We start from the raw sequence: 22938 nt of genomic DNA, 5'->3' as shown, positions 1-22938 counted from the left end.
CTGACGCTTGGCGGCATCGAACAAGGAATTTCCATTTGAAGCTGGATCTCAAACACAGCTTGTCACTCAAGCTGCTGCGCGTGGTGCTGCTGTCCGCACTGGTAGTCGGTGTGGTGCTGAGCTGCGCGCAGATCGTGTTCGATGTCTACAAGACGCGGCAGGCGGTTTCCAATGACGCCAACCGGATCCTCGGCATGTTCCGCGATCCTTCGACCCAGGCGGTGTACAGCCTGGATCGCGAGATGGGCATGCAGGTGATCGAGGGCCTGTTCCAGCACGAATCGGTGCGCCACGCCTCCATCGGCCATCCCAACGAGCCGATGCTGGCGGAGAAGGACCGGCCGCTGATGGAACTGTCGACCCGCTGGCTGACCGACCCCATCCTCGGCAAGGAACAGACCTTCACCACCCAACTGGTCGGCCGCAGCCCCTACAGCGAGTACTACGGCGACCTCAGCATCACCCTCGATACCGCCCCCTACGGCGAAGACTTCGTCACCAGCTCCGTCATCATCTTCATCTCCGGCGTGCTCCGCGCCCTGGCCATGGGCCTGGTGCTCTACCTCGTGTACCACTGGCTGCTGACCAAGCCGCTGTCGAAGATCATCGAGCACCTCTCCAGCATCAATCCCGACCGTCCCAGCGAACACAAGCTGCCCATGCTCAAGGGCAACGAGAAGAACGAACTGGGCCTGTGGATAAATACCGCCAACGACCTGCTGGCCTCCATCGAACGCAACACCCACCTGCGCCGCGAAGCCGAGAACAGCCTGCTGCGCATGGCCCAGTACGACTTCCTCACCGGCCTGCCCAACCGTCAGCAACTCCAGCAGCAGCTCGACCAGATCCTCGAAGACGCCGGCCGCCTGCAACGCCGTGTGGCGGTGCTCTGTGTCGGCCTGGACGACTTCAAAGGCGTCAACGAACAGTTCAGCTACCAGACCGGCGACCAGCTACTGATCGCCCTGGCCGACCGCCTGCGTGGCCACAGCGGCCGCCTCGGCGCCCTGGCACGCCTCGGTGGCGACCAGTTCGCCCTGGTGCAGGCCGACATCGAGCAACCCTACGAGGCGGCGGAGCTGGCCCAGGCCGTACTGGACGACCTGGAAGTGGCCTTCTCCCTGGAGCAGCAGGAAGTTCGCCTGCGCGCCACCATCGGCATCACCCTCTTCCCCGAGGATGGCGACAGCACCGAGAAGCTGCTGCAGAAAGCCGAGCAGACCATGACCCTGGCCAAGAGCCGCTCGCGCAACCGATACCAGTTCTACATCGCCAGCGTCGACAGCGAGATGCGCCGCCGCCGCGAATTGGAAAAGGACCTGCGCGAAGCCCTCAACCGTGGCGAGATGCACCTGGTCTACCAACCCCAGGTGGACTACCGCGACCACCGCGTCGTGGGCGTCGAAGCACTGCTGCGCTGGCAGCATCCGCAGCACGGTTTCGTCCCGCCGGATCTGTTCATCCCGCTGGCCGAGCAGAACGGCTCGATCATTCCCATCGGCGAATGGGTGCTGGACCAGGCCTGCCGCCAGCTTCGCGAATGGCATGACCAGGGTTTCAGCGAACTGCGCATGGCCATCAACCTTTCCACCGTGCAGCTGCACCACGCCGAACTGCCTCGGGTGGTGAACAACCTGCTTCAGGTCTATCGCCTGCCGCAGCGCAGCCTGGAGATGGAAGTCACCGAAACCGGCCTGATGGAAGACATCTCCACCGCCGCCCAGCATCTGCTCAGCCTGCGCCGTTCCGGTGCGCTGATCGCGATCGACGACTTCGGGACCGGCTACTCCTCGCTGAGCTACCTGAAGAGCCTGCCGCTGGACAAGATCAAGATCGACAAGAGCTTCGTGCAGGACGTGCTGGAAGACGAGGACGACGCCACCATCGTCCGCGCCATCATCCAGCTGGCGCGTAACCTCGGCATGCAGGTAATCGCGGAAGGTGTGGAGACTGCCGAGCAGGAGGCCTACATCATCGCCCAGGGCTGCAACGAGGGTCAGGGTTACCTCTACAGCAAGCCCCTACCTGCCCGCGAACTCACCCTTTACCTCAAGCAGGCCCGGCGCCTGTCCAACGCGGCCTCCAATCCCGCCACGCTCTAACGCCAACCCTCTCCCCTGCCCTCTCCCTGAAGGGAGAGGGGGTTTCCCGCGCAATGCACAGGACTCCTGTTGTGGGGGCGAATTCATTCGCAAAGGGTCGCGCAGCGGCCCCGTAGGGTGGATGGCGCTCTTTCCATCCACCTCCCCGCCACGCCGAACGCCAATGGTGGATCGGTGAAGCGTGATCCACCCTACATCAGTCCGGTCACCCTCAGCAGGTAGACCGTCGCCACCGCACCACCGATGCAAAGCACCGCGCCGAACAGGGCCTGCCAACGGAACTGTCGTGCGAGCACATCCTCGCCATGACTGGAGAGCAGGAAGGGTTGCGACTCCACTGGACGGCGCATCTGGTTCACGGCAGGCGCCGCGCTGGTGTGGCGATGGCGGTCCTCGGCTTCGAGCTTGGCAGCCAGGCGCACGCGTCCCCATTCCGCCTCGTCCAGCTGGCCATCGCCGTTACTGTCGAAGCGTTGCAGCAGGCCGGCGAAATCGCCTTTCCACTCGCGGACCACAGCGCCCTGGGCCGTCGTCAGGTCGAGTCCTTGACGACCACCGCCACTGGTACGGAAATCGCCAATGGCATACAGCGGCTCGTCGGCATGCAGGCGCTCTTCGGTGTAGCGGTATTCGCCACCAGACAGCCAGCCGCTCAGGCCTCCGGAGACCAGGGCACCCCGAGGATGACGCTGATGGCCTTTCCAGACCTTGCGGGTGGACGGGCGGACTTCAGCACCGCGGGGATCGATCAGGCACTCGCCCGTGGAGTCGACCAGACGCAGCCAGCCATCACTGACACCGCTGTCCACCACCCGCCAGCTCTTGCTCTTGCCGCTCTCGCTGTACTCCTCGATGCGGTAGCGCCACCAGAGACAGGGCTTGCCCGTCAGGGGCGCCACCAATTGACCGTCGCCGTTGGGATGGAGCATGCCGTAAAGCTCCACGTAGCCCTGGGCCGCGGAGCGGATCTTCGAGGTCGGCGTATCCAGCAGCAACCGCGCCTGGGCCAGGCGGCGCAGGCACCACCAGCCGCCGCCGGCAAAGGCACCCAAGCTGAATCCCAGGCTGATGGCCAGCCCGGCTACATCCACTGCCATATCAGCTGAACAGGCTCTTGAGGTCGACGTCGGCCTTCTCCGCCTCGCTGAACTCCAACAGCTCGGCGGCCTTGAAACCGAACAGGCCGGCGATGATCACATCCGGGAACTGCTCGATGCGCACGTTGTTCAGGTTCACCGCCTCGTTATACAGCTCGCGGCGATCGGCAATGCCGTTCTCCAGGCCGCTGATGCGCTGCTGGAGGAACTGGAAGCTCTCGTTGGCCTTGAGTTGCGGATAGTTCTCCGCCAGGGCGAAGAGCTGCCCGAGGCCGGCACGCAGGCCGCTCTCGGCTTGGCCAAGGGCACCGATGTCACCTTTCTCGCGGGCACTGGCCACCGCATTGCGCGCCGCAATCACGCGCTCCAGGGTGGTGCGCTCGTGCTGCATGTACTGCTTGCAGGTCTCCACCAGCTTGGGCAGTTCGTCATGGCGTTGCTTGAGGAGCACCTCGATGTTCGACCAGGCCTTGCCGACACCGTGCTTGAGGCGCACCAGCGCGTTGTAGAGGATCACCGCATAGGCGGCGACAAGTAGCAGGACCACGATCAGGGCAACGCTGGTCAGACTCATGCAGGCTTCTCCTTCAGGCTGCGGGTCATGGGGAACCGGGCGATTCTAATGGCATTCGTCCAGGGACGCGGAGACCCCGTACACAGCTGTTGCAAAACGCCCGACATCCACCTTTCCAAAAATGAAAATCTTTCGCATTATGTTGCGGTTTTCATCTGCGCAACTTTCACATTGCCATCACCCAGAAGCAAAGGACCTCGCCCTTGATTCGTAAGCCCCTGGCTGCCGCCAGCCTGCTCGCCGTCGCCATTGCCCTCGCCGGTTGCGGTGACGACAAGAAAGAAGCTGCAGCACCGCAAGCCACCGCACCGGCCACCACTGCCGCCGCCCCGGCTGCAACCACCAAGGTCGATGAGGCCGAGGCCAAGAAAGTCGTTGCTCACTACGCCGACCTCGCCCTCGCCGTCTTCACCGACGCGCACGCTACCGGCGTGAACCTACAGAAGGCCGTTGACGCCTTCCTCGCCAAGCCTGACGCCAACACCCTGAAGGCAGCCCGTGAAGCCTGGCTGGCCGCTCGCGTTCCGTATATGCAGACCGAAGTGTTCCGCTTCGGCAACCCGGTGGTCGACGACTGGGAAGGCCAGCTGAACGCCTGGCCGCTGGATGAAGGCCTGATCGACTACGTCGCCGGCGACTACCAGCACGCCCTGGGCAACCCCGGTGCCACCGCCAACATCATCGCCAACACCACCATCCAGGTCGGCGAAGAGAAGCTCGACGTCACCGAAATCACCGGTGAGAAGCTGGCCAGCCTGAACGAGCTGGGCGGTTCCGAAGCCAACGTCGCCACCGGCTACCACGCCATCGAATTCCTGCTCTGGGGCCAGGACCTGAACGGCACCGGCCCGGGCGCCGGCAATCGTCCCGCTACCGACTACGTGGTTGGCGAAGGCGCCACCGGCGGCCACAACGAGCGTCGCCGCCAGTACCTGAAGGCCGCGACCGACCTGCTGGTTTCCGACCTCGAGTTCATGGTTGGCCAGTGGAAGTCGGGCGTTGCCGACAACTACCGCGCCAAACTGGAAGCCGAACCGGCCGAAGCCGGCCTGCGCAAGATGCTGTTCGGCATGGGCAGCCTATCCCTCGGCGAACTGGCTGGCGAGCGCATGAAAGTCGCCCTGGAAGCCAACTCCACCGAAGACGAGCACGACTGCTTCAGCGACAACACCCACAACTCGCACTTCTACAACGGCAAGGGCATCCGCAACGTCTACCTGGGCGAGTACAAGAAGGTCGACGGCACCACCCTGACCGGTCCGAGCCTGTCCTCCCTGGTGGCCAAGGCTGACGCCCAGACCGACACCACCCTGAAGGCCGACCTGGAAGCCACCGAAGGCAAGCTGCAAGCCCTGGTGGACAGCGCCAACAAGGGCGTGCACTTCGACCAACTGATCGCCGCCGACAACACCGCCGGCCAGCAACTGGTTCGTGACGCCATCGCCTCCCTGGTCAAGCAGACCGGTGCCATCGAGGATGCCGCTGGCAAACTCGGCATCACCGATCTGAAGCCGGACAACGCCGATCACGAATTCTGATCGACGTAGCGGTAATCAAAAGCGGATGCGGCCCAGTGCCGCATCCGCTTTTTTTGTGCCCGGTAGTTCCAAGCGTTTCCTTGTACGGCGAAGCCGCCCCTGCACAGCTCCAGGGCAGGACTTCGTCCTGCTTGGCGATTGAAATCGCCCCTACATCAATGGAAATTTCATTCAGTTCCAGAATGTAAGCCAAACGCAAATCCCTCTTATTCAGAGCCCCCAGTCCTGATAAGCTTGCCGGCCTGTTTATTGCCGACCGGACCCCGCCAATGCTCGCTCCACCGGCCTTTCGCCGCCTGTCGCCCCTGCTGCTGGCCCTTGGCCTCAGTGCCTGTGACGACGCGCCGAGGTTCACCCAGGCCGAGCCCGGCGAGCACCTGCCCGGCGGTGCAGCGACGGTCCGCCAGTTCGACCACAACGCCTTTTCCATGCCCTCGGCCAACCTGACGCCTTCGCGCAGGCTGGACTTCAGCGTGGGCAACAGCTTTTTTCGCAACCCCTGGGTGATCGCGCCCTCCACCACCACGGCGCGCGACGGCGTCGGCCCCCTGTTCAATACCAATGCCTGCCAGAACTGCCACGTGAAGGACGGCCGCGGCCACCCGCCAGCCGCCGGCGCCAACAACGCCGTGTCGATGCTGGTACGCCTGTCGATTCCGGCTGACGCGTCCGCCGAACACGCACGGCAACTCGAACGCCTAGGCGTGGTGCCGGAGCCGGTCTACGGTGGCCAGTTGCAGGACGTGTCGATTCCCGGTGTCGCGCCCGAGGGCAAGGTGCGGGTCAGCTACGACCCCGTGCCTGTGACCTTCGCCGACGGCACGACGGTGGAGTTGCGCAAGCCACGCCTGGAAATCTCCCAACTCGGCTATGGCGCGATGCATCCCGACGCGCTGTTCTCCGCGCGCATCGCCCCGCCCATGATCGGCCTGGGCCTGCTGGAGGTGATTCCTGAAGCGGCGATCCTCGCCAATGCAGACCCCGATGACGCCAATGGCGATGGCATCCGCGGCCGCGCCAACCAGGTTTGGGACGACGTCGCCGGCAAGACGGTGACCGGTCGCTTCGGCTGGAAGGCCGGGCAGCCGAACCTGAATCAACAGAATTTTCACGCCTTCTCGGGTGATATGGGCCTGACCACCTCTTCCCTGCCGAAGGACGACTGCACGGCGGCACAGACCGCCTGCAAGACCGCAGTGAGTGGTGGCGAGCCGGAAGTCAGCGACAACATCCTGTCCCTCGTACTGTTCTACACCCGCAATCTGGCCGTACCGGCCCGCCGCGATGTGGACAGCGCGCAGGTGCTGGAAGGCAAGGGCCTGTTCCACCAGGCTGGTTGCCAGTCCTGCCATGCCCCGAATTTCACCACTGCGGCCAATGCCGCCGAACCCGAGCTGGCCAACCAGGTGATTCGCCCTTACAGCGACCTGCTGCTCCACGACATGGGCGATGGCCTGGCCGACGGCCGCGCCGAGTTCCAGGCCACCGGCCGCGACTGGCGCACCCCGCCGCTCTGGGGCATCGGGCTGACCGAAACCGTGAGCGGCCATACCCAGTTCCTGCACGACGGCCGCGCGCGCAACCTGCTGGAGGCCATTCTCTGGCACGGCGGCGAAGCGGAAGCGGCGAAGCAGAAGGTTCTCAAATACGACGCCGAGCAGCGTGCCGCGCTGCTGGCCTTCCTGAATTCCCTATAAGGAGCCCTGCATGTTCCGTCCCAAACTGCTGTTCACCAGCCTCGCCGCCCTGGCCCTGGGTGCCTGCTCCCCGCAGGACCAGCAGGCGCAGACCGCCGCGGCCCTGGCCAAGGACGTGATCCTGCCGACCTACAGCCGCTGGGTCGAAGCCGACCGCCAGCTCGCCTCCAGCGCCCTGGCCTTCTGCTCCGGCAAGGAAGACCTGGCCAAGGCCCGCGCCGACTTCCTCGCAGCGCAGAAAGCCTGGGCCGAGCTGCAGCCGCTGATGGTCGGCCCGCTGGCCGAAGGCAACCGTGCCTGGCAGGTGCAGTTCTGGCCGGACAAGAAGAACCTGGTCGGTCGCCAGGTGGAACAGCTGGTCAAGGCCCAGCCTGACGTCGACGCCGCCGCCCTGGCCAAGGCCAGCGTGGTGGTCCAGGGCCTGTCCGCCTACGAATACATCCTCTTCGACAGCAATCTGGACATGGCCGACAGCGCCCAGAAGTCGCGCTACTGCCCGCTGCTGGAGGCCATTGGTGAGCGCCAGAAGACCCTGGCCGAAGACATCCTCGCGCGCTGGAACAGCAAGGACGGCATGCTCGATCAGTTGAGCAAGTTCCCCAACCAGCGTTACGCCGACTCCCACGAAGCCATCTCCGAGCTGCTGCGGGTCCAGGTCACCGCCCTGGATACCCTGAAGAAGAAGCTCGGCACCCCGCTGGGCCGTCAGACCAAGGGCCTGCCCCAGCCGATGCAGGCCGAGGCCTGGCGCAGCGACAGCTCCCTCTCCAACGTCGCCGCCGCCCTGGCCAGCGCCGAAACCCTCTGGCAGGGCACCGACAAGCATGGCATCCGTAGCCTGCTGGGCGACGACCAGAAGGCCCTGGCCGAGAAGATCGACGCCGGTTACGCCGAAGCGCGCGGCAAGCTCGATGCGATCAAGCAGCCCCTGGGTGAGATGCTGGCGAGCGAAGAAGGCCGCAAGCAGGTCAACGACTTCTACGACAGCCTGGACCGTGTCCAGCGCCTGCACTCCGGCGAACTGGCCAAGGCCCTGAATGTGCAACTCGGCTTCAACGCCAACGACGGTGACTGAGATGCTCCGGCGCCAGGTCCTCACCCTTGCCAGCCTGTTGCTCGGTGCCGTTGGCCTGGGCGGCTGGACCCTGAGCCGCAAGGGCGAATCGCCCCTGCTGCTCTCCGCCCGCGACGATGCCGACGGCCAGCATTACGCCGTGGGCTACCGCCTGGACGGCACGCAGGTGTTCGCCACCCGTGTCGGCCAGCGGTGCCACGACATCGTCGAGCATCCCAGCGAACCGGTGGCGCTTTTCGTGGCCCGTCGTCCTGGCACCGAAAGCTACCTGGTGGATCTGCGTGACGGCCACCTGCTGCAGACGCTGACCTCGCAGAAGGACCGCCACTTCTACGGTCATGGCGTCTGGCATCGCGACGGCGAATGGCTCTACGCCACCGAGAACGACACCACCGATCCGGGCCGGGGCATGCTCGGCCGCTACCGTTATCAGTCCGGCCAATTGATCCACGAGGGTGAGCTTTCCACCCACGGACTCGGCCCGCACCAGGTGTCCTGGATGCCCGACGGCGAAACCCTGGTGGTGGCCAACGGCGGCATCCGAACCGAGGCCGAAAGCCGCGTGGAGATGAACCTCGACGCCATGGAACCGAGCCTGGTACTGATGCGGCGCGACGGCAGCCTGCTGTCGAAGGAAACCCTGCCGCAGCAGATGAACAGCGTCCGCCACCTGGCCATCGGTGCCGACGGCACCATAGTCGCCGGCCAGCAGTACATGGGCGATGCCACTGATCGCGCCGACCTCATCGCCATCAAGCGTCCCGGCCAGCCCTTCCAGCCCTTCCCGCTGGAGGACGAACAGCGCCTGGCAATGGTCCAGTACACCGCCAGCGTCGCCATCCACGATGAGCTGCGCCTGGTCGCCCTCACCGCACCACGAGGCAACCGCTTCTTCATCTGGGACCTGGACAGCGGGGCCGTGCGCCTCGACGCGCCGCTGCCGGATTGCGCCGGTGTAGGTGCGGTGAAGGACGGCTTCGTCGTCACCTCCGGCCAGGGCCGCTGCCGCGTCTACGACTGCCGTAGCGAACAGATCACCGCCACCCCGCTGCAACTGCCAGCCAGCTTCTGGGACAACCACCTGCACCTGGCCTGACGGGGCATTTCCTGTGGGAGCGATTTCAATCGCGAGTAAACATCCACGTTCGTAGAACGTGGACTTGCGGTAGCCCCCTGGAAGGGGGCGAACCACCGAGCACAACACCGACCTCTTTAGCTCGGTCCGGACCTACCCGATCGGCGTCATCCTGCTGGCCCAAGCATTCGAATCGTCACAGGCAGAGCCGGCGACTCATGACCACATCCTCAGGACGTGGTTTCCCAAGTTCAATTGAATTCCCTCACTGTTTTGATCTCCGAGCGAAAGCCCCGCCACCGCTGGGCTCCTGGCACTTCCGTACCCCACAAATTCCCTGCCTGCGCCCTTCAGTGGCACCTCGCCGTGCCGACTAAGTGAATGCCTGCCCGACGTCCCCCAATGCGCCCTTCCGGCGATCACACAACTGCAACATTCGTCTGGTAGAGAGCCCACATCTCCTTTCCTTTTCCAAGAGGCGCAACACCATGTCTCTGCGACGCTCCCTGCGCGGCCAGATCCTCACCCTGCTCGGCGGCAGCTTGCTGCTGCTCCTGCTGATCGCCTTGGCCTGTTTCCACTTCCTCTCCGGCGGCATCCAGTCTTATCGCGGGCTGGTGGACGGCACGCTGGAAGCTTCAAGCCTGGTAGATGAAGCCAACCTCGAGTTCAAGGTGCAGGTCCAGGAATGGAAGAACGTCCTCCTTCGCGGCAAGACCCCGGAGAACCTGAACAAGTACTGGAGCCAATTCGAAGGCCAGGAAGCCAAGGTCCAGGCCGTGCTCGGCAAGCTGCTGGACAAGGCCCGCGACCTCGACGACGGTTCACTGCGGACGAAAGTGGAGAACCTGCGCAATGAGCACCGCAACCTAGGCATCGCCTATCGCAAGGGCCGTGACGCCTTCATCGCGGCTGGCGCCGATCCGGTAGCCGGCGACACTGCGGTCAAGGGCATCGACCGCGCCGCCAGCGAGCAGATGAGCGCCCTGGTCGCCGAACTGCACGCCCGTGGCAGCCAGCAATCCGACGCCATCAGTGCCAGCGCCGACAGCACCGTGAACATCGGCCTGGCGGTCATGCTGCTGTCGAGCATCGGTATCGGTCTGTTCAGCCTCTGGCTGCTCAACCGCAACCTGATCGCCCCCATCAGCACGCTGATCGAACACATCGCCCAGCTCAGCCAGGGCAACTTCGGCCAACGCGTGGATGCCAGCCGCGAGGACGAGCTGGGTCGCCTGGCCGTGGCCGCCAACACCCTGCGCGACTTCCTCGCCGACACCTTCAATCGGCTCAAACAGAGCACCACCCAACTGGACAACGCCAGCGGCGAACTCAGCGCCATCGCCAGCCTGATGGCTGAAGGCACCCGCGAGCAGTTCTCCCGCACCGACCAGGTGGCTACCGCCATGCACGAGATGTCCGCCACGGCCCAGGAGGTCGCGCGCCACGCAGCCGAAGCCGCCGGTGCGGCCGACCAGGCCGACCACTCGGCACAGCAGGGCGGCGCGGTGATGCAGGCGACCATCCACAGCATCACCGGCATGCGCAGCGAAATCGCCAACACCGCCGAAGTGATCCGTCGTCTGGAAAGCGACAGCGGCCGCATCGGCAAGGTGCTGGAGGTGATCCGAGGCATCGCCGAACAGACCAACCTGCTGGCCCTGAACGCCGCCATCGAGGCCGCCCGCGCGGGCGACCAGGGCCGGGGTTTCGCCGTGGTCGCGGACGAAGTACGCACCCTGGCGCAGCGCACCGCTGAATCCACTGCGGAAATCCATCAGATCATCGACACGGTGCAGACCGGCGCCCTCAACGCCGTGCGCGCCATCGAGAACGGCCAGAACCGCAGCGAAGAAAGCGTCGCCCAGGTCACCGAAGCCGGCGCCATGCTGCAACGCATCACCGATGCGGTCGAAGCCATCCGCGACATGAACCGTCAGATCGCCACCGCGGCGGAAGAACAGACCTCGGTGGCCGAGGACATCTCGCGCAACCTCACCGAGATCACCGCCATCGCCACCACCAACGACGAGAACGTGCAACGTACCCAGGGCGCCAGCCAGCACCTGCACGGTCTTTCCGGCGACCTCACTCAACTCACGGCGCGTCTCCACGCCTGACCTGACGGCAGGCACAGGGAAGTGCCGCCGCCTCTTGTCCCCTCGATCAGAAAGGTCGGATTCCTGCCCGAACAAATTCACCGATCTGACTCGATCTTCAGCGATCTCCGCAGCGCATAAACCGCAAAATACCGAAACGCAACGTTCTGCAATTTCTTGTCTTTGACTTGGTCTAACTCTGGTACTAAGGTGCTTCCCTCGCCTATTCCCAGGCCACTCTTCCCTGCCAAGGAACCGGAATATGTTGCTCCGCCGCATGCTCATCATGCTGGGCGTCGTTGCCCTCGTGGTGCTCGCCCTTGCTGCCTATAAAGGCTTCTCGATCTACCAACAGATCCAGCAGTTTTCTGCGCCGCAGCCCCCCATCAGCATCTCTGCCGAGAAGGCTATCGAGCAGCCCTGGCAAAGCCGCCTGCCCGCCATCGGTTCGCTGAAGGCCTTCCAGGGCGTCGACCTCACCGTGGAAGCCAGCGGCACCGTCCAGGACGTACTCTTCCTTTCCGGCGAGAAGATCAAGCTGGGCCAACCGCTGATCCAGATGGACAGCGACGTCGAACGCGCCAGCCTGGCCACCGCCGAAGCCGAACTGTCCCTGGCCCGCGTCGAGTTCGAGCGTGGCCGCAGCCTGGTCAGCCGGCAGAACATCTCCAAGAGCGAATTCGATCGCCTGTCGTCGGAGCTTCAGGCCGCCACTGGCAAGGTTGCCCAACTCAAGGCCCTGATGGACAAGAAGCGCATCGTCGCGCCCTTCGCCGGCACCATCGGCATCCGCCAGGTGGACGTCGGCGACTTCCTCTCCTCGGGCACCATCATCGCCACCCTGCAGGACCTCGACACCCTGTTCGTCGACTTCTTCCTGCCGGAGCAGTCCGCTCCGCTATTGAAGGTTGGTCAGAGAGTGCGCATCAGCGTCGCCGCATTCCCGGGCGAATCCTTCGAGGGCGACATCGCCGCGCTCAACCCCAAGGTCGAAGAAGCCACCCGTAACCTGCAGGTGCGCGCCATGTTGCAGAACCCCGATGGCAAGCTGCTGCCGGGCATGTTCGCCAACCTCGAGGTGCTGCTGCCGGGCGACCAGGACCGCGTCGTGGTTTCGGAAAGCGCCATCACCTACACCCTTTATGGCAACTCGGTGTATGTGATCGACGAGAAGAAGAATGCCGAAGGCCAACCCGAGAAAGGCCCGGACGGCGAGGCTCAGTTGGTGGTGGAGCGCCGCTTCGTCGAAACCGGCGAGCGCCGCGATGGCAAGGTCGTAGTCCTCAAGGGCCTCCAGGCCGGTGAACAAGTGGTGACTTCCGGCCAGCTCAAACTGGACAACGGCTCCCACGTCGCCGTCGCGCCCGACGAGACACTGTCCAGCAAACCGGACAATCAAGCCCGCGCCCAATAAGCGACACGCGCGCGAAGGAACGGAACATGGCTTTCACAGATCCTTTCATCCGTCGCCCAGTACTGGCGACCGTGGTCAGCCTGCTGATCGTGCTGCTGGGCTTCCAGGCCTTCAGCAAGCTGGTGATCCGCCAGTACCCGCAGATGGAAAACGCCCTCATCACGGTGACCACCGCCTACCCAGGCGCGAACGCCGAGACCATCCAGGGCTACATCACCCAGCCACTGCAGCAGAGCCTGGCCAGTGCTGAAGGCATCGACTACATGACGTCGTCGAGCCAGCAGAACATGTCGGTCATCCAGATCTACGCCCGCATCGGCGCCAACTCGGACCGCCTCTTCACCGAACTGCTGGCCAAGGCCAACGAGGTGAAGAACCAGCTGCCGCAGGACGCCGAAGACCCGGTGCTGTCCAAGGAAGCGGCCGACGCCTCGGCGCTGATGTACATCAGCTTCTACAGCGACGAGCTGTCCAATCCACAGATCACCGATTACCTCTCGCGGGTCATCCAGCCCAAACTGGCGACCCTGCCGGGTATGGCCGAAGCGGAAATCCTCGGCAACCAGGTCTTCGCCATGCGCCTGTGGCTGGACCCGGTGCGGATGGCGGCCTATGGCATCACCGCCAACGACGTCAACGACGCGGTGCGCAAGTACAACTTCCTCTCCGCCGCCGGCGAGGTGAAGGGCCAGTACGTCGTCACCAGCATCAATGCCACCACCGACCTCAAGTCCCCTGATGCCTTCGGCGCCATCCCGGTGAAGACCGTCGGTGACAGCCGCGTGCTGGTGCGCGACGTGGCGCGGGTGGAAATGGGCGCGGAGAACTACGACTCCATCAGCTCCTTCGACGGCATTCCCTCGGTCTACATCGGCATCAAGGGCACTCCCAGCGCCAACCCGCTGGACGTGATCAAGCATGTGCGCGCCATAATGCCGGAGCTGGAATCCCAGCTGCCGCCGAACCTCAAGGTGTCCATCGCCTACGACGCCACCCGATTCATCCAGGCCTCCATCGACGAAGTGGTGAAGACCCTGGGCGAAGCGGTGCTGATCGTGATCGTGGTCGTGTTCCTGTTCCTCGGCGCCTTCCGCTCGGTGCTGATCCCGGTGATCACGATCCCGCTGTCGATGATCGGGGTGCTCTTCTTCATGCAGTTGATGGGTTACTCCATCAACCTGCTGACCCTGCTGGCCATGGTGCTCGCCATCGGCCTGGTGGTGGACGACGCCATCGTGGTGGTGGAAAACATCCACCGGCATATCGAAGAGGGCAAGACGCCTTTCGATGCGGCCATCGAGGGCGCCCGTGAGATCGCCGTGCCGGTGATCTCGATGACCATCACCCTGGCCGCGGTCTACGCCCCCATCGGTTTCCTCGAAGGGCTGACCGGTGCGCTGTTCCGTGAATTCGCCCTGACCCTCGCGGGCGCGGTGATCATCTCCGGCATCGTCGCCCTGACCCTGTCGCCGATGATGTGCTCCAAGCTGCTGCGCCACGACGAGAACCCGTCGGGCCTGGCGCACAAGCTGGACATGATCTTCGACCGTCTCAAGCGGCGTTATCAGCAGGCCCTGCATGGCACCCTGAACACCCGCCCGGTAGTCGTGGTGTTCGCGGTCATCGTGCTCTGCCTGATCCCCGTGCTGCTGAAGCTCACCAAGAGCGAACTGGCCCCGGATGAAGACCAGGGCATCGTCTTCATCATGGCCAAAGCCCCGCAACCGACCAACCTGGACTATCTGAACGCTTACACCGAGGCGTTCGTGAAAATCTTCAAGGAGTTCCCCGAGTACTACTCCTCGTTCCAGATCAACGGCTTCGACGGCGTGCAGTCCGGCATCGGCGGCTTCCTGCTCAAGCCCTGGGACGAGCGCGAGCGCACCCAGATGGAACTGCTCCACGAGGTCCAGGGCAAGCTGAACCAGATCCCGGGCCTGCAGATCTTCGGCTTCAACCTGCCCTCATTGCCGGGTACCGGTGAAGGCTTGCCGTTCCAGTTCGTGATCAACACCCCGAACGACTACGAGTCGCTGCTGCAGGTAACCGAGCGGATCAAGGCGCGCGCCATGGAGTCGGGCAAGTTCGCCTTCCTCAACGTCGACCTGGCGTTCGACAAGCCGGAAGTGGTGGTGGACATCGACCGGGCGAAGGCCGCGCAGATGGGCGTCTCCATGGAGGACCTGGGCTCGACCCTGGCGATCCTGCTGGGCGAAGGTGAGATCAACCGCTTCACCATCGACGGCCGCAGCTACAAGGTCATCGCCCAGGTGGAGCGCGCCTACCGCGACAATCCGGGCTGGCTGAGCAACTACTACGTGAAGAGTGACAGCGGCGCCATGGTGCCCCTGTCGACCCTGATCAGCGTGCATGACAGCGCCCGGCCGACCCGCCTGAAGCAGTTCCAGCAGCTCAACTCGGCCATCATCGAAGGCTTCCCGACCGTGAGCATGGGCGAAGCGATCGACACCGTCTCGCAGATCGCTCGCGAAGAAGCGCCGCGCGGCTATGGCTTCGACTATGCCGGCGCATCGCGCCAGTACGTGCAAGAGGGCAGCGCGCTCTACGTCACCTTCGCACTGGCCCTGGCGATCATCTTCCTGGTGCTGGCTGCGCAGTTCGAGAGCTTCCGCGACCCGCTGGTAATCCTGGTCACGGTGCCGCTGTCCATCTGCGGCGCGCTGATCCCGCTGTTCCTGGGCGTATCCAGCATGAACATCTACACCCAGGTGGGCCTGGTTACGTTGATCGGCCTGATCAGCAAGCACGGCATCCTGATCGTGGAGTTCGCCAACCAGTTGCGCCGCGAGAAGGGCCTTTCCGCCCGTGAAGCGGTCGAAGAAGCCGCCGCCATTCGTCTGCGTCCGGTGCTGATGACCACTGCGGCGATGGTGTTCGGCATGGTGCCGCTGATCCTCGCCACGGGTGCGGGAGCGGTCAGCCGCTTCGACATCGGCCTGGTGATCGCCACCGGCATGTCCATCGGCACACTGTTCACCCTCTTCGTCCTGCCCTGCGTCTATACGCTGCTGGCGAAGAAGGACCTGCAGTCCGAAGGTCAGCCGGCGACCAGCCACTGAGCCCGGCCGCGATAAAGAAAAGCCCCGCAATTGCGGGGCTTTTCTTTGCCGGCCTCATCGTAGGGTGCGCCATGCGCACCGGCTCTGTGCCTGAATGGGGATTGAAGGAATCCGGTAACGCCGTTGGTGCGCGCGGCGCACCTTACCCGAGTTCTGCAAAACAATCGCTCACGCGGGGTTTTCGGACCTTACTCCTGGGCGCGCAGCCCCTGGGACAGGCCGAACATGAACAGCAGCAGGTTCTGGTCCGGCTGCGCTTGCGCCTTCAACCGCGCATTGGGCGGTAACGGGCAGTAGCCGAGGCCGTTGACGCTGACCACGGAGGGCGAAGGCTCATGCCACGCAGCCACCGCCAGGGAGGCGAGCCCCAAAGCGCCGACGAGAAACAAAGCTCGTGTGACTTCTAATTTCATGATCGCAACCCCTTGATAGCGCTGCCAAACGCTGCTTCATAACCGTAGATCAGCACTTACCAACCCGCCGCGCTCAGCGACGAGTGGCGCCTAAACTGCCACAAGTCGCGCAGGGCTGCCCGCTTGCTCGACGGTCGGTGCCGGGCGTGCCGGGTCCGCAGGGGGTGCTTCTAGAAAGGTCAAAGGGTGAGAAAAAAACTTAATTGGCGAAGTCGGATCGACCTCCGAGATTCACCTCGAAGCGGCAACCGGTGGGCTCAACGGCGCCCAGGCTGACCGTCCAGCCCTGGTTGTCACAGATCCGCTGTACCAGCGAAAGCCCCAACCCGAGGCCATCGCCGCGCTTCGCCGGCCCTCGGACGAACGGACGGAACATGGCTTCACGCTCCGCTTCGGGGATGCCGACACCGCTGTCCTCCACCACGAAGCCGCCCTCCTTCAGCACCAATCGGATGCTGCCGGAGTCGGTGTAGTGCAGCGCGTTACGGAGCAGGTTGCCGAGGACCGAGCGCAGGAAGGACGCATTGTAGGGGCGGTCCTGGCGTGTACCGGGCTGGTACTCGAAGCGCAAGCCCTTCTGCTCGATGGCTTCGCGCCACTGGTTGGCGAGATCGCTGGCGACGCTGGTCAGGCTCGCCTGGGGCGCCCCGCTGGTTTCGTCGCGTTGGGCGCGCGCCAGCATCAGGAACGTCTGGACCAGCTCGCGCATTTCTTCGGTAGCACGGGCAATGCGCTGCACATGGGCACGCCCGCGCGCATCGAGGTGGCGATTCTCCGCCAGCAGCTCACAGGATGTAGCCAGCACCATCAGGGGGGTGCGCAGTTCGTGGCTGACGTCGCTGGTGAACAGGCGCTCGCGATTGAGCACGTCATGCAGCCGCCCGAGGGTATCGTCGAAGGCCTGGGCCAGTTGCCCCACCTCGTCGGCGGCGTAGTCCGGCGCCAGTGGAGGCGCCATGCCCAATAACTGGTCGCGATGACGGACTTGCCCGGCCAGGCGCACCACCGGTTCGATGACCTTGCGCGCCAGCACCCAGCCCAGCATCAGCGCCAGCAACACGCTGAGGACGAAGCCCACCATTACCACCCGGTAGAGCACCTGCTCGCGGGCCTCGAAATCGCTCTGGTCCTGCAGCATCACATAGCGCCGGCCATCGATCTCGCGCACCAGTGCGTGATAGGCGTTCTCTCCCTCGAAGACTTCATGGAATCCCAACTTCAGGCCGGCGAGGTTGTCTGGCAGGGCGTAGGGGCCGCGCCCATCGCTGCTGTAGAAACGGGTATCGCTGTCCAGGCTGGGCGTCCGGCCCTGGGCTATGTTCTGGGTCAGGACCCGCGTGAGCTCGTTGTTCAGGTCGCGGGAGATCAACTGCTCCTCGATCACATGTACCACCTCGATGATCCCCACCGCGAAGGTGCCGCCCACGAAGGCGGTCATCAGTACGAAGGCGATGAGAATCCGTCGGGCGAGGCTCTGCTTAAACTCCATCAGCGGACTCCGCCAGGCGGTAGCCCAGGCCATGCATGGTGTGCAGCAGGGGCTTGCCGAAAGGTTTGTCGATCACCTGGCGCAGCTGGTGGATGTGGCTGCGCAGGCTGTCGCTGTCAGGACAGTCATCACCCCACAGGGCTTCTTCCAGCGCCTCCCGGCGAACCAGGTGCGGGCTCTTCTGCATCAGCACCGCGAGCAGCTTGAGACCGATGGGATTGAGCCGAAGGGTCTTGCCTGCGCGGCTGACCTCCAGCGTGTCCAGGTCATAGCTGAGATCACCCACCTGCAGGCTGCGCTTGCCGCCCCCTTGGGAACGACGCAGCACGGCCTCAATGCGAGCGGCCAGTTCGGAAAGGGCGAAAGGCTTGAGCAGGTAGTCGTCGGCACCGGATTTGAAGCCTTTCAAACGATCATCCAGCGCATCACGGGCGGTGAGCATGATGACCGGCGTATCGCGCCGTGCCTCTTCACGCAAGCGTCGGCAGAGGTTGTAGCCATCCAGCCCCGGCAACATCACGTCTAGCACGACCAGGTCGTAGTGCTCGCTGCTGGCCAGGTGCAGTCCGGAGAGGCCATCCCGTGCACAGTCGACGGAGTAACCCTTGAGTTCGAGGAAATCGACCATGTTGCCGAGAATGTCGTTGTTGTCTTCGACTAGCAGGATCCGCATGGTGCAACTCCATTCATCCACCGATGGCCACTTGCCGGCCCGAGCACGTTCGACCGGGAACCAGCCTGGAATTCCCGTCAGCGCGTAACCAGCGATCATACCCACGCGTGGCGCTTGCGCCCATTTTCGCAGGCAAGAAAAAGCCCCGCACGAGGCGGGGCTTCTTCGAACCGGATGGCCGGGTGGCTTACATCATGCCGCCCATGCCGCCCATGCCGCCCATGTCAGGCATGGCCGGGCCGGCCTTGTCGTCCGCCACTTCGGCAACCATGGCCTCGGTGGTGATCATCAGGCCGCCGATGGAGGCAGCAGCTTGCAGAGCGGAACGGGTGACCTTGGCCGGGTCCAGGATGCCCATTTCGATCATGTCGCCGTACACGCCGGTAGCAGCGTTGAAGCCGTAGTTGCCGGAACCTTGCTTGACCTTGTCGACAACCACGCTCGGCTCGTCACCGGCGTTGGCCACGATCTGGCGCAGCGGAGCTTCTACAGCACGACGCAGCAGGGCGATACCGACGTTCTGCTCTTCGTTGTCGCCTTTCAGGCCTTCGATGGCCTGCAGGGCGCGAACCAGGGCTACGCCACCGCCAGGAACCACGCCTTCTTCGACGGCGGCACGGGTAGCGTGCAGGGCGTCTTCAACGCGGGCTTTCTTCTCTTTCATCTCGACTTCGGTAGCCGCACCGACCTTGATCACGGCAACACCGCCGGCCAGCTTGGCCAGACGCTCTTGCAGTTTTTCCTTGTCGTAGTCGGAGGTGGTTTCTTCGACTTGCTTGCGGATCTGGGCAACGCGGGCTTCGATGTCAGCCTGGGCGCCAGCGCCGTCGATGATGGTGGTGTTTTCCTTGCTCAGGACAACGCGCTTGGCGTTACCCAGGTGCTCCAGGGAAGCGCTTTCCAGGGACAGGCCGACTTCTTCGGAAATCACGGTGCCGCCGGTCAGGATGGCGATGTCCTGCAGCATGGCCTTGCGACGGTCGCCGAAGCCCGGAGCCTTGACGGCTGCGACTTTGACGATGCCACGCATGTTGTTCACAACCAGGGTAGCCAGGGCTTCGCCTTCAACGTCTTCAGCGACGATCAGCAGCGGGCGGCCGGCTTTGGCGACTGCTTCCAGGACCGGCAGCATTTCGCGGATGTTGGAGATCTTCTTGTCCACCAGCAGGATCAGCGGGCCGTCGAGTTCGGCGACCATGGTGTCCGGCTTGTTGATGAAGTAGGGGGACAGGTAGCCACGGTCGAACTGCATGCCTTCTACGACGGACAGTTCGTTTTCCAGGCCCGAGCCTTCTTCAACGGTGATCACGCCTTCCTTGCCTACTTTTTCCATGGCTTCGGCAATGATGTTGCCGATGGAGTCGTCGGAGTTGGCGGAGATGGTGCCTACCTGGGCGATGGCCTTGGTGTCAGCGCAGGGCTTGGCCAGCTCTTTCAGCTGGGCAACGATGGCGATGGTGGCCTTGTCGATGCCGCGCTTCAGGTCCATCGGGTTCATGCCGGCAGCAACGGCCTTCAGGCCTTCGTTGACGATGGCTTGAGCCAGAACGGTAGCGGTGGTGGTGCCGTCACCGGCAGCGTCGTTGGCCTTGGAGGCAACGTCTTTCACCAGCTGGGCGCCCATGTTCTCGAACTTGTCTTTCAGCTCGATTTCCTTGGCAACGGAAACGCCGTCCTTGGTGATGATCGGAGCGCCGAAGGACTTGTCCAGAACCACGTTACGGCCTTTCGGGCCCAGGGTGGCTTTAACGGCGTCGGCCAGTACGTTCACGCCAACCAGCATTTTCTTGCGGGCGGAATCGCCGAATTTGACTTCTTTAGCAGCCATTTAATTGATCCTCAATTCTTTGGTGTGTAGGCGGAGATTCGCGAGACTCAGGCTTCGACGACGGCGAGGATTTCGCTCTCGCCCATCACCAGCAGTTCTTCGCCATCGACCTTGATGGTGTTGCTGCCGGAGTACGGGCCAAACACCACTTGATCACCGACCTTGACGGCCAGCGGACGCACTTCGCCGTTGTCCAGCAGGCGACCGGTGCCTACAGCGACGACTTCGCCACGGTTCGGCTTCTCGGCGGCCGAACCCGGCAGCACGATGCCGCCAGCGGTTTTGGTCTCTTCTTCGCTGCGACGGATGACGACGCGGTCATGCAGAGGACGAAGCTTCATTGTCGATCTCTCCCAATAGTGTTGTCTTTCGACCGGTGCGCGCACCGGTGGGTTGGTAATGTCCGGCGGGGCCGGTTGCAGCGCGACGGGCGCGCCGCTGGAATCTGACCTGCCAACAGGCAAGAACCTTGCGGTGACCGATACATAGGGGCGCCAACAGGCATTTCAAGGGTCACCCACAAAAAAAACTAGCGGTCGCGGCGCTCGTACTCGCCTTCGATCACGTTCGGACGGGTCTGGCCGCTGCGGGCGGCGAGGTCGTCGGCGAAGGCGCGCTGGCGAATGGCCTGGGCCGCTGCGCGCTGGCGCAGGTTGCGGATGAACAGGCGGCGGGTGAAGGGGATCAGGCAGAACAGACCGATGATGTCGCTGATGAAACCCGGGAGCAGCAGCAGGCCGCCACCGACAGCGATCAGCAGGCCCTCGAGCACTTCCTGCTCAGGCACCTCGCCACGGGCCAGGCGCTCGCGAGCACGCCAGGCAGTGGCGACACCGGCTACCCGCAGCAGCACGCTGCCGAGCACGGCGGTACCAATGACCAGCAGCAGGGTGGGCAGGATGCCGATCGCGCTGCCGACCTGAATCAGGACGGCCAGCTCGATCAGTGGAAAGAGCAGGAACAGAAAGAGAAAAGCGCGCATCTGGGGGTCCTTGGCGGAAGAACGGCTTCCGATAATCCGTTAGATGAAGTCGCCCTCCTCCCAATTCAAGCCACCGCCTCGCCACCGGTCGGCCAGGATTCAGCGCGAGCCAGCTGTACCAAGGCCTGACGGACTGCGCCTGGGTTGTTACAGGATGTTGGGAAGGGCAACCAATGAAGCGTCTGACCGATGCGTAGGTGGAATCCTTCAGAATCGATTCCGACCATCTCCGCCGTCGGGTCGGACGGCAAGCCGGCCAGTTCTACATAGTGGGCGATGGCATTGGCGTGATCGCTGTTCATGTGCTCCAGCATGCTGATCTCGGCTTCGCCGGCGAAGGCGTTGGCCAGAACGAGCTGATCCACCCAATGGATTGCGCCGAAACCGCCGATGAAGCGAGCGCGCACCGGTTCGAGGCGCCAGAAATCGAAGTCGTGGGTGCGGTGGTAGTCCACGGCCTGGGGGAAATAGCGGTAATAGCGAGTGGCAGCAGCGTCCACCTCGGCTTCGTCACTGATCTGGCGTGCTTCGGCCAGCAGGGTCAGGCGTCCGGCGGCCTGGACGTCTGCGGCGCCGCGTTCGCCCACCAGCAGTGAGCACTTGGCGTCTTTCTGCAGGTTATGGGTGTGCTGGGCAATGCGGCTGATGAGGATCAGCGGTCGGCCTTCGGCATCCAGGCAATAGGGCACCACTGATCCGAAAGGGAAGCCCGGCATGGTCTTGGAATGGGTGGACAGCACCCCCTGGTATTCCTTGAGCAGCATTTCTCGTGCATGCTTTGCGGCTTTCACGCTCACCTTATGACTCCTCGCAAAGAATCCGTCGAAAACGGACGAGCGCCCAGAATAGCGGTTTAACGGCGCAAGCGGGGGCAAAGCGACAGTTATTCGAGGGGATTCTCATGCAACTCAAAGACAAGGTCATCATCATTACCGGTGGTTGCCAGGGCCTCGGCCGCGCCATGGGTGAGTATCTGGCCGCCAAGGGCGCGAAGCTCGCCCTGGTGGACCTGAACCAGGAAAAGCTGGATGAAGCCGTAGCCGCCTGCAAGGCTGCCGGTGGTGATGCCCGTGCCTACATCTGCAACGTGGCCAACGAAGAGCAGGTGACCCATATGGTCGCCCAGGTGGCCGAAGACTTCGGCGCCATCAACGGCCTGGTGAACAACGCCGGCATCCTGCGCGACGGCCTGACCATCAAGGTCAAGGACGGCGAGATGACCAAGATGAGCCTGGCCCAGTGGCAGGCGGTGATCGACGTCAACCTGACCGGCGTCTTCCTCTGCACCCGCGAAGTCGCCGCCAAGATGATCGAACTGGATAACCAGGGCGCGATTATCAACATCTCCTCCATCTCCCGCGCCGGCAACATGGGCCAGGCCAACTACTCCGCCGCCAAGGCCGGTGTGGCTGCCGACACCGTGGTCTGGGCGAAGGAACTGGCTCGCTACGGCATCCGTGTGGCCGGCGTCGCCCCGGGCTTCATCGAGACCGACATGGTCGCCAGCATGAAGCCGGAGGCCCTGGAAAAGATGACCTCGGGCATCCCCCTGCGCCGCCTCGGCAAACCGCTGGAAATCGCCCACTCGGTTGCCTACATCCTGGAGAACGACTACTACACCGGTCGTGTCCTGGAGCTGGACGGCGGCCTGCGCCTGTAAGGCCAAACCCCAAGAAAAAGCCCCGCAATTGCGGGGCTTTTTTATTTCAGATGTCCCGTCCTGAATAAGGTTTACACCTTTGCCCTTATTTTCAGGAGCGCTCCATGGCAGAAGGTGTACGACGTAGCCAGCGCGATTACAC

The 22938-nt window shown here is 63.7% G+C and carries 18 protein-coding genes; 9 read left to right on the top strand and 9 right to left on the bottom strand.

The features are described 5' to 3' along the window. The first annotated feature begins 35 nt into the window (after window positions 1-35). Entirely contained in the window at window positions 36-2102 is a 2067-nt protein-coding gene (locus tag MnOB_RS23245) for a putative bifunctional diguanylate cyclase/phosphodiesterase (protein ID WP_077526679.1), read from the top strand. 191 nt (window positions 2103-2293) lie between these two features. Here MnOB_RS23245 and MnOB_RS23240 read toward each other — a convergent pair whose 3' ends face one another. Together MnOB_RS23240 and MnOB_RS23235 are read right to left on the bottom strand one after the other, a co-directional pair. Next, entirely contained in the window at window positions 2294-3199 is a 906-nt protein-coding gene (locus tag MnOB_RS23240) for a GIDE domain-containing protein (protein WP_077526677.1), read from the bottom strand. 1 nt (window position 3200) lies between these two features. Next, entirely contained in the window at window positions 3201-3773 is a 573-nt protein-coding gene (locus MnOB_RS23235; protein ID WP_077526676.1) for a LemA family protein, read from the bottom strand. Between the two features lie 203 nt (window positions 3774-3976). On the opposite strand from MnOB_RS23235, the gene MnOB_RS23230 reads away from it, so the two are divergent. The 7 genes from MnOB_RS23230 (at window position 3977) to MnOB_RS23195 (ending at window position 15751) form a co-directional block, all read left to right on the top strand. Beyond that, window positions 3977-5311, top strand: coding sequence for an imelysin family protein (locus tag MnOB_RS23230; protein ID WP_077526675.1), 1335 nt, complete (start codon window positions 3977-3979; stop codon window positions 5309-5311). A gap of 269 nt (window positions 5312-5580) precedes the next feature. Next, the gene (locus tag MnOB_RS23220) at window positions 5581-7008 is read left to right on the top strand and encodes a di-heme oxidoreductase family protein (RefSeq protein ID WP_077526673.1); all 1428 of its coding nucleotides are present in this window, start codon (window positions 5581-5583) and stop codon (window positions 7006-7008) included. A 10-nt stretch (window positions 7009-7018) separates the two neighbouring features. Then, window positions 7019-8083: an imelysin family protein gene (locus MnOB_RS23215; RefSeq protein ID WP_077526672.1), complete on the top strand. Its 1065-nt coding sequence runs from the start codon at window positions 7019-7021 to the stop codon at window positions 8081-8083. 1 nt (window position 8084) lies between these two features. Then, window positions 8085-9179 (top strand): DUF1513 domain-containing protein, encoded by a 1095-nt coding sequence (locus MnOB_RS23210; protein ID WP_077526671.1) that lies wholly within the window; start codon window positions 8085-8087, stop codon window positions 9177-9179. Window positions 9180-9646: 467 nt separating this feature from the next. Further along, a complete protein-coding gene (locus MnOB_RS29840) occupies window positions 9647-11278 on the top strand; it encodes a methyl-accepting chemotaxis protein (protein ID WP_077526670.1) in 1632 nt (543 codons plus the stop codon). A 241-nt stretch (window positions 11279-11519) separates the two neighbouring features. Continuing rightward, window positions 11520-12671 carry an efflux RND transporter periplasmic adaptor subunit gene (locus tag MnOB_RS23200; RefSeq protein WP_077526669.1) on the top strand — a complete coding sequence of 384 codons (1152 nt, stop codon included), beginning with the start codon at window positions 11520-11522 and terminating at the stop codon, window positions 12669-12671. Window positions 12672-12697: 26 nt separating this feature from the next. Then, the gene (locus tag MnOB_RS23195; protein WP_077526668.1) at window positions 12698-15751 is read left to right on the top strand and encodes a multidrug efflux RND transporter permease subunit; all 3054 of its coding nucleotides are present in this window, start codon (window positions 12698-12700) and stop codon (window positions 15749-15751) included. A 188-nt stretch (window positions 15752-15939) separates the two neighbouring features. Here the strand turns inward: MnOB_RS23195 and MnOB_RS23190 are convergent, their stop codons facing one another. From MnOB_RS23190 to MnOB_RS23160, 7 genes are all read right to left on the bottom strand, one after another. Continuing rightward, window positions 15940-16164 carry a hypothetical protein gene (locus tag MnOB_RS23190; RefSeq protein ID WP_077526667.1) on the bottom strand — a complete coding sequence of 75 codons (225 nt, stop codon included), beginning with the start codon at window positions 16162-16164 and terminating at the stop codon, window positions 15940-15942. Between the two features lie 199 nt (window positions 16165-16363). Then, window positions 16364-17653 carry a sensor histidine kinase gene (locus MnOB_RS23185; protein ID WP_077526665.1) on the bottom strand — a complete coding sequence of 430 codons (1290 nt, stop codon included), beginning with the start codon at window positions 17651-17653 and terminating at the stop codon, window positions 16364-16366. Continuing rightward, complete coding sequence (locus tag MnOB_RS23180) at window positions 17643-18326, bottom strand: response regulator transcription factor (RefSeq protein WP_077526664.1); 684 nt, start codon at window positions 18324-18326, stop codon at window positions 17643-17645. The genes MnOB_RS23185 and MnOB_RS23180 overlap by 11 nt, the downstream gene beginning before the upstream one ends. A gap of 187 nt (window positions 18327-18513) precedes the next feature. Continuing rightward, entirely contained in the window at window positions 18514-20154 is a 1641-nt protein-coding gene (gene groL, locus MnOB_RS23175) for a chaperonin GroEL (RefSeq protein ID WP_077526663.1), read from the bottom strand. A 47-nt stretch (window positions 20155-20201) separates the two neighbouring features. Further along, window positions 20202-20495, bottom strand: a complete 294-nt coding sequence (locus tag MnOB_RS23170; protein WP_028628402.1) for a co-chaperone GroES — start codon at window positions 20493-20495, stop codon at window positions 20202-20204. A 188-nt stretch (window positions 20496-20683) separates the two neighbouring features. Next, entirely contained in the window at window positions 20684-21136 is a 453-nt protein-coding gene (locus tag MnOB_RS23165; protein ID WP_077526662.1) for an FxsA family protein, read from the bottom strand. Between the two features lie 65 nt (window positions 21137-21201). Then, the gene (locus tag MnOB_RS23160; protein ID WP_077526661.1) at window positions 21202-21933 is read right to left on the bottom strand and encodes a HugZ family pyridoxamine 5'-phosphate oxidase; all 732 of its coding nucleotides are present in this window, start codon (window positions 21931-21933) and stop codon (window positions 21202-21204) included. A gap of 104 nt (window positions 21934-22037) precedes the next feature. On the opposite strand from MnOB_RS23160, the gene MnOB_RS23155 reads away from it, so the two are divergent. Beyond that, complete coding sequence (locus tag MnOB_RS23155; protein WP_077526660.1) at window positions 22038-22796, top strand: SDR family oxidoreductase; 759 nt, start codon at window positions 22038-22040, stop codon at window positions 22794-22796. The last annotated feature ends 142 nt before the right edge of the window (window positions 22797-22938 follow it).

The sequence above is a fragment of the Metapseudomonas resinovorans genome, assembly GCF_002003485.1.
Lineage (GTDB): Bacteria > Pseudomonadota > Gammaproteobacteria > Pseudomonadales > Pseudomonadaceae > Metapseudomonas > Metapseudomonas resinovorans_D.
This window is presented reverse-complemented; position numbering and strand designations above follow the sequence as displayed.

Excerpts from the sequence above, each read along its gene's own strand:
- MnOB_RS23210 (WP_077526671.1), top strand. The coding sequence starts at position 8,085 with ATGCTCCGGCGCCAGGTCCTCACCCTTGCCAGCCTGTTGCTCGGTGCC.
- MnOB_RS23180 (WP_077526664.1), bottom strand. The coding sequence starts at position 18,326 with ATGCGGATCCTGCTAGTCGAAGACAACAACGACATTCTCGGCAACATG.
- MnOB_RS23155 (WP_077526660.1), top strand. The coding sequence starts at position 22,038 with ATGCAACTCAAAGACAAGGTCATCATCATTACCGGTGGTTGCCAGGGC.
- MnOB_RS23185 (WP_077526665.1), bottom strand. The coding sequence starts at position 17,653 with ATGGAGTTTAAGCAGAGCCTCGCCCGACGGATTCTCATCGCCTTCGTA.
- MnOB_RS23235 (WP_077526676.1), bottom strand. The coding sequence starts at position 3,773 with ATGAGTCTGACCAGCGTTGCCCTGATCGTGGTCCTGCTACTTGTCGCC.
- MnOB_RS23200 (WP_077526669.1), top strand. The coding sequence starts at position 11,520 with ATGTTGCTCCGCCGCATGCTCATCATGCTGGGCGTCGTTGCCCTCGTG.
- MnOB_RS23220 (WP_077526673.1), top strand. The coding sequence starts at position 5,581 with ATGCTCGCTCCACCGGCCTTTCGCCGCCTGTCGCCCCTGCTGCTGGCC.
- MnOB_RS23165 (WP_077526662.1), bottom strand. The coding sequence starts at position 21,136 with ATGCGCGCTTTTCTCTTTCTGTTCCTGCTCTTTCCACTGATCGAGCTG.
- MnOB_RS23190 (WP_077526667.1), bottom strand. The coding sequence starts at position 16,164 with ATGAAATTAGAAGTCACACGAGCTTTGTTTCTCGTCGGCGCTTTGGGG.
- MnOB_RS23240 (WP_077526677.1), bottom strand. The coding sequence starts at position 3,199 with ATGGCAGTGGATGTAGCCGGGCTGGCCATCAGCCTGGGATTCAGCTTG.
- MnOB_RS23170 (WP_028628402.1), bottom strand. The coding sequence starts at position 20,495 with ATGAAGCTTCGTCCTCTGCATGACCGCGTCGTCATCCGTCGCAGCGAA.
- MnOB_RS23215 (WP_077526672.1), top strand. The coding sequence starts at position 7,019 with ATGTTCCGTCCCAAACTGCTGTTCACCAGCCTCGCCGCCCTGGCCCTG.
- MnOB_RS23195 (WP_077526668.1), top strand. The coding sequence starts at position 12,698 with ATGGCTTTCACAGATCCTTTCATCCGTCGCCCAGTACTGGCGACCGTG.
- MnOB_RS29840 (WP_077526670.1), top strand. The coding sequence starts at position 9,647 with ATGTCTCTGCGACGCTCCCTGCGCGGCCAGATCCTCACCCTGCTCGGC.
- groL (WP_077526663.1), bottom strand. The coding sequence starts at position 20,154 with ATGGCTGCTAAAGAAGTCAAATTCGGCGATTCCGCCCGCAAGAAAATG.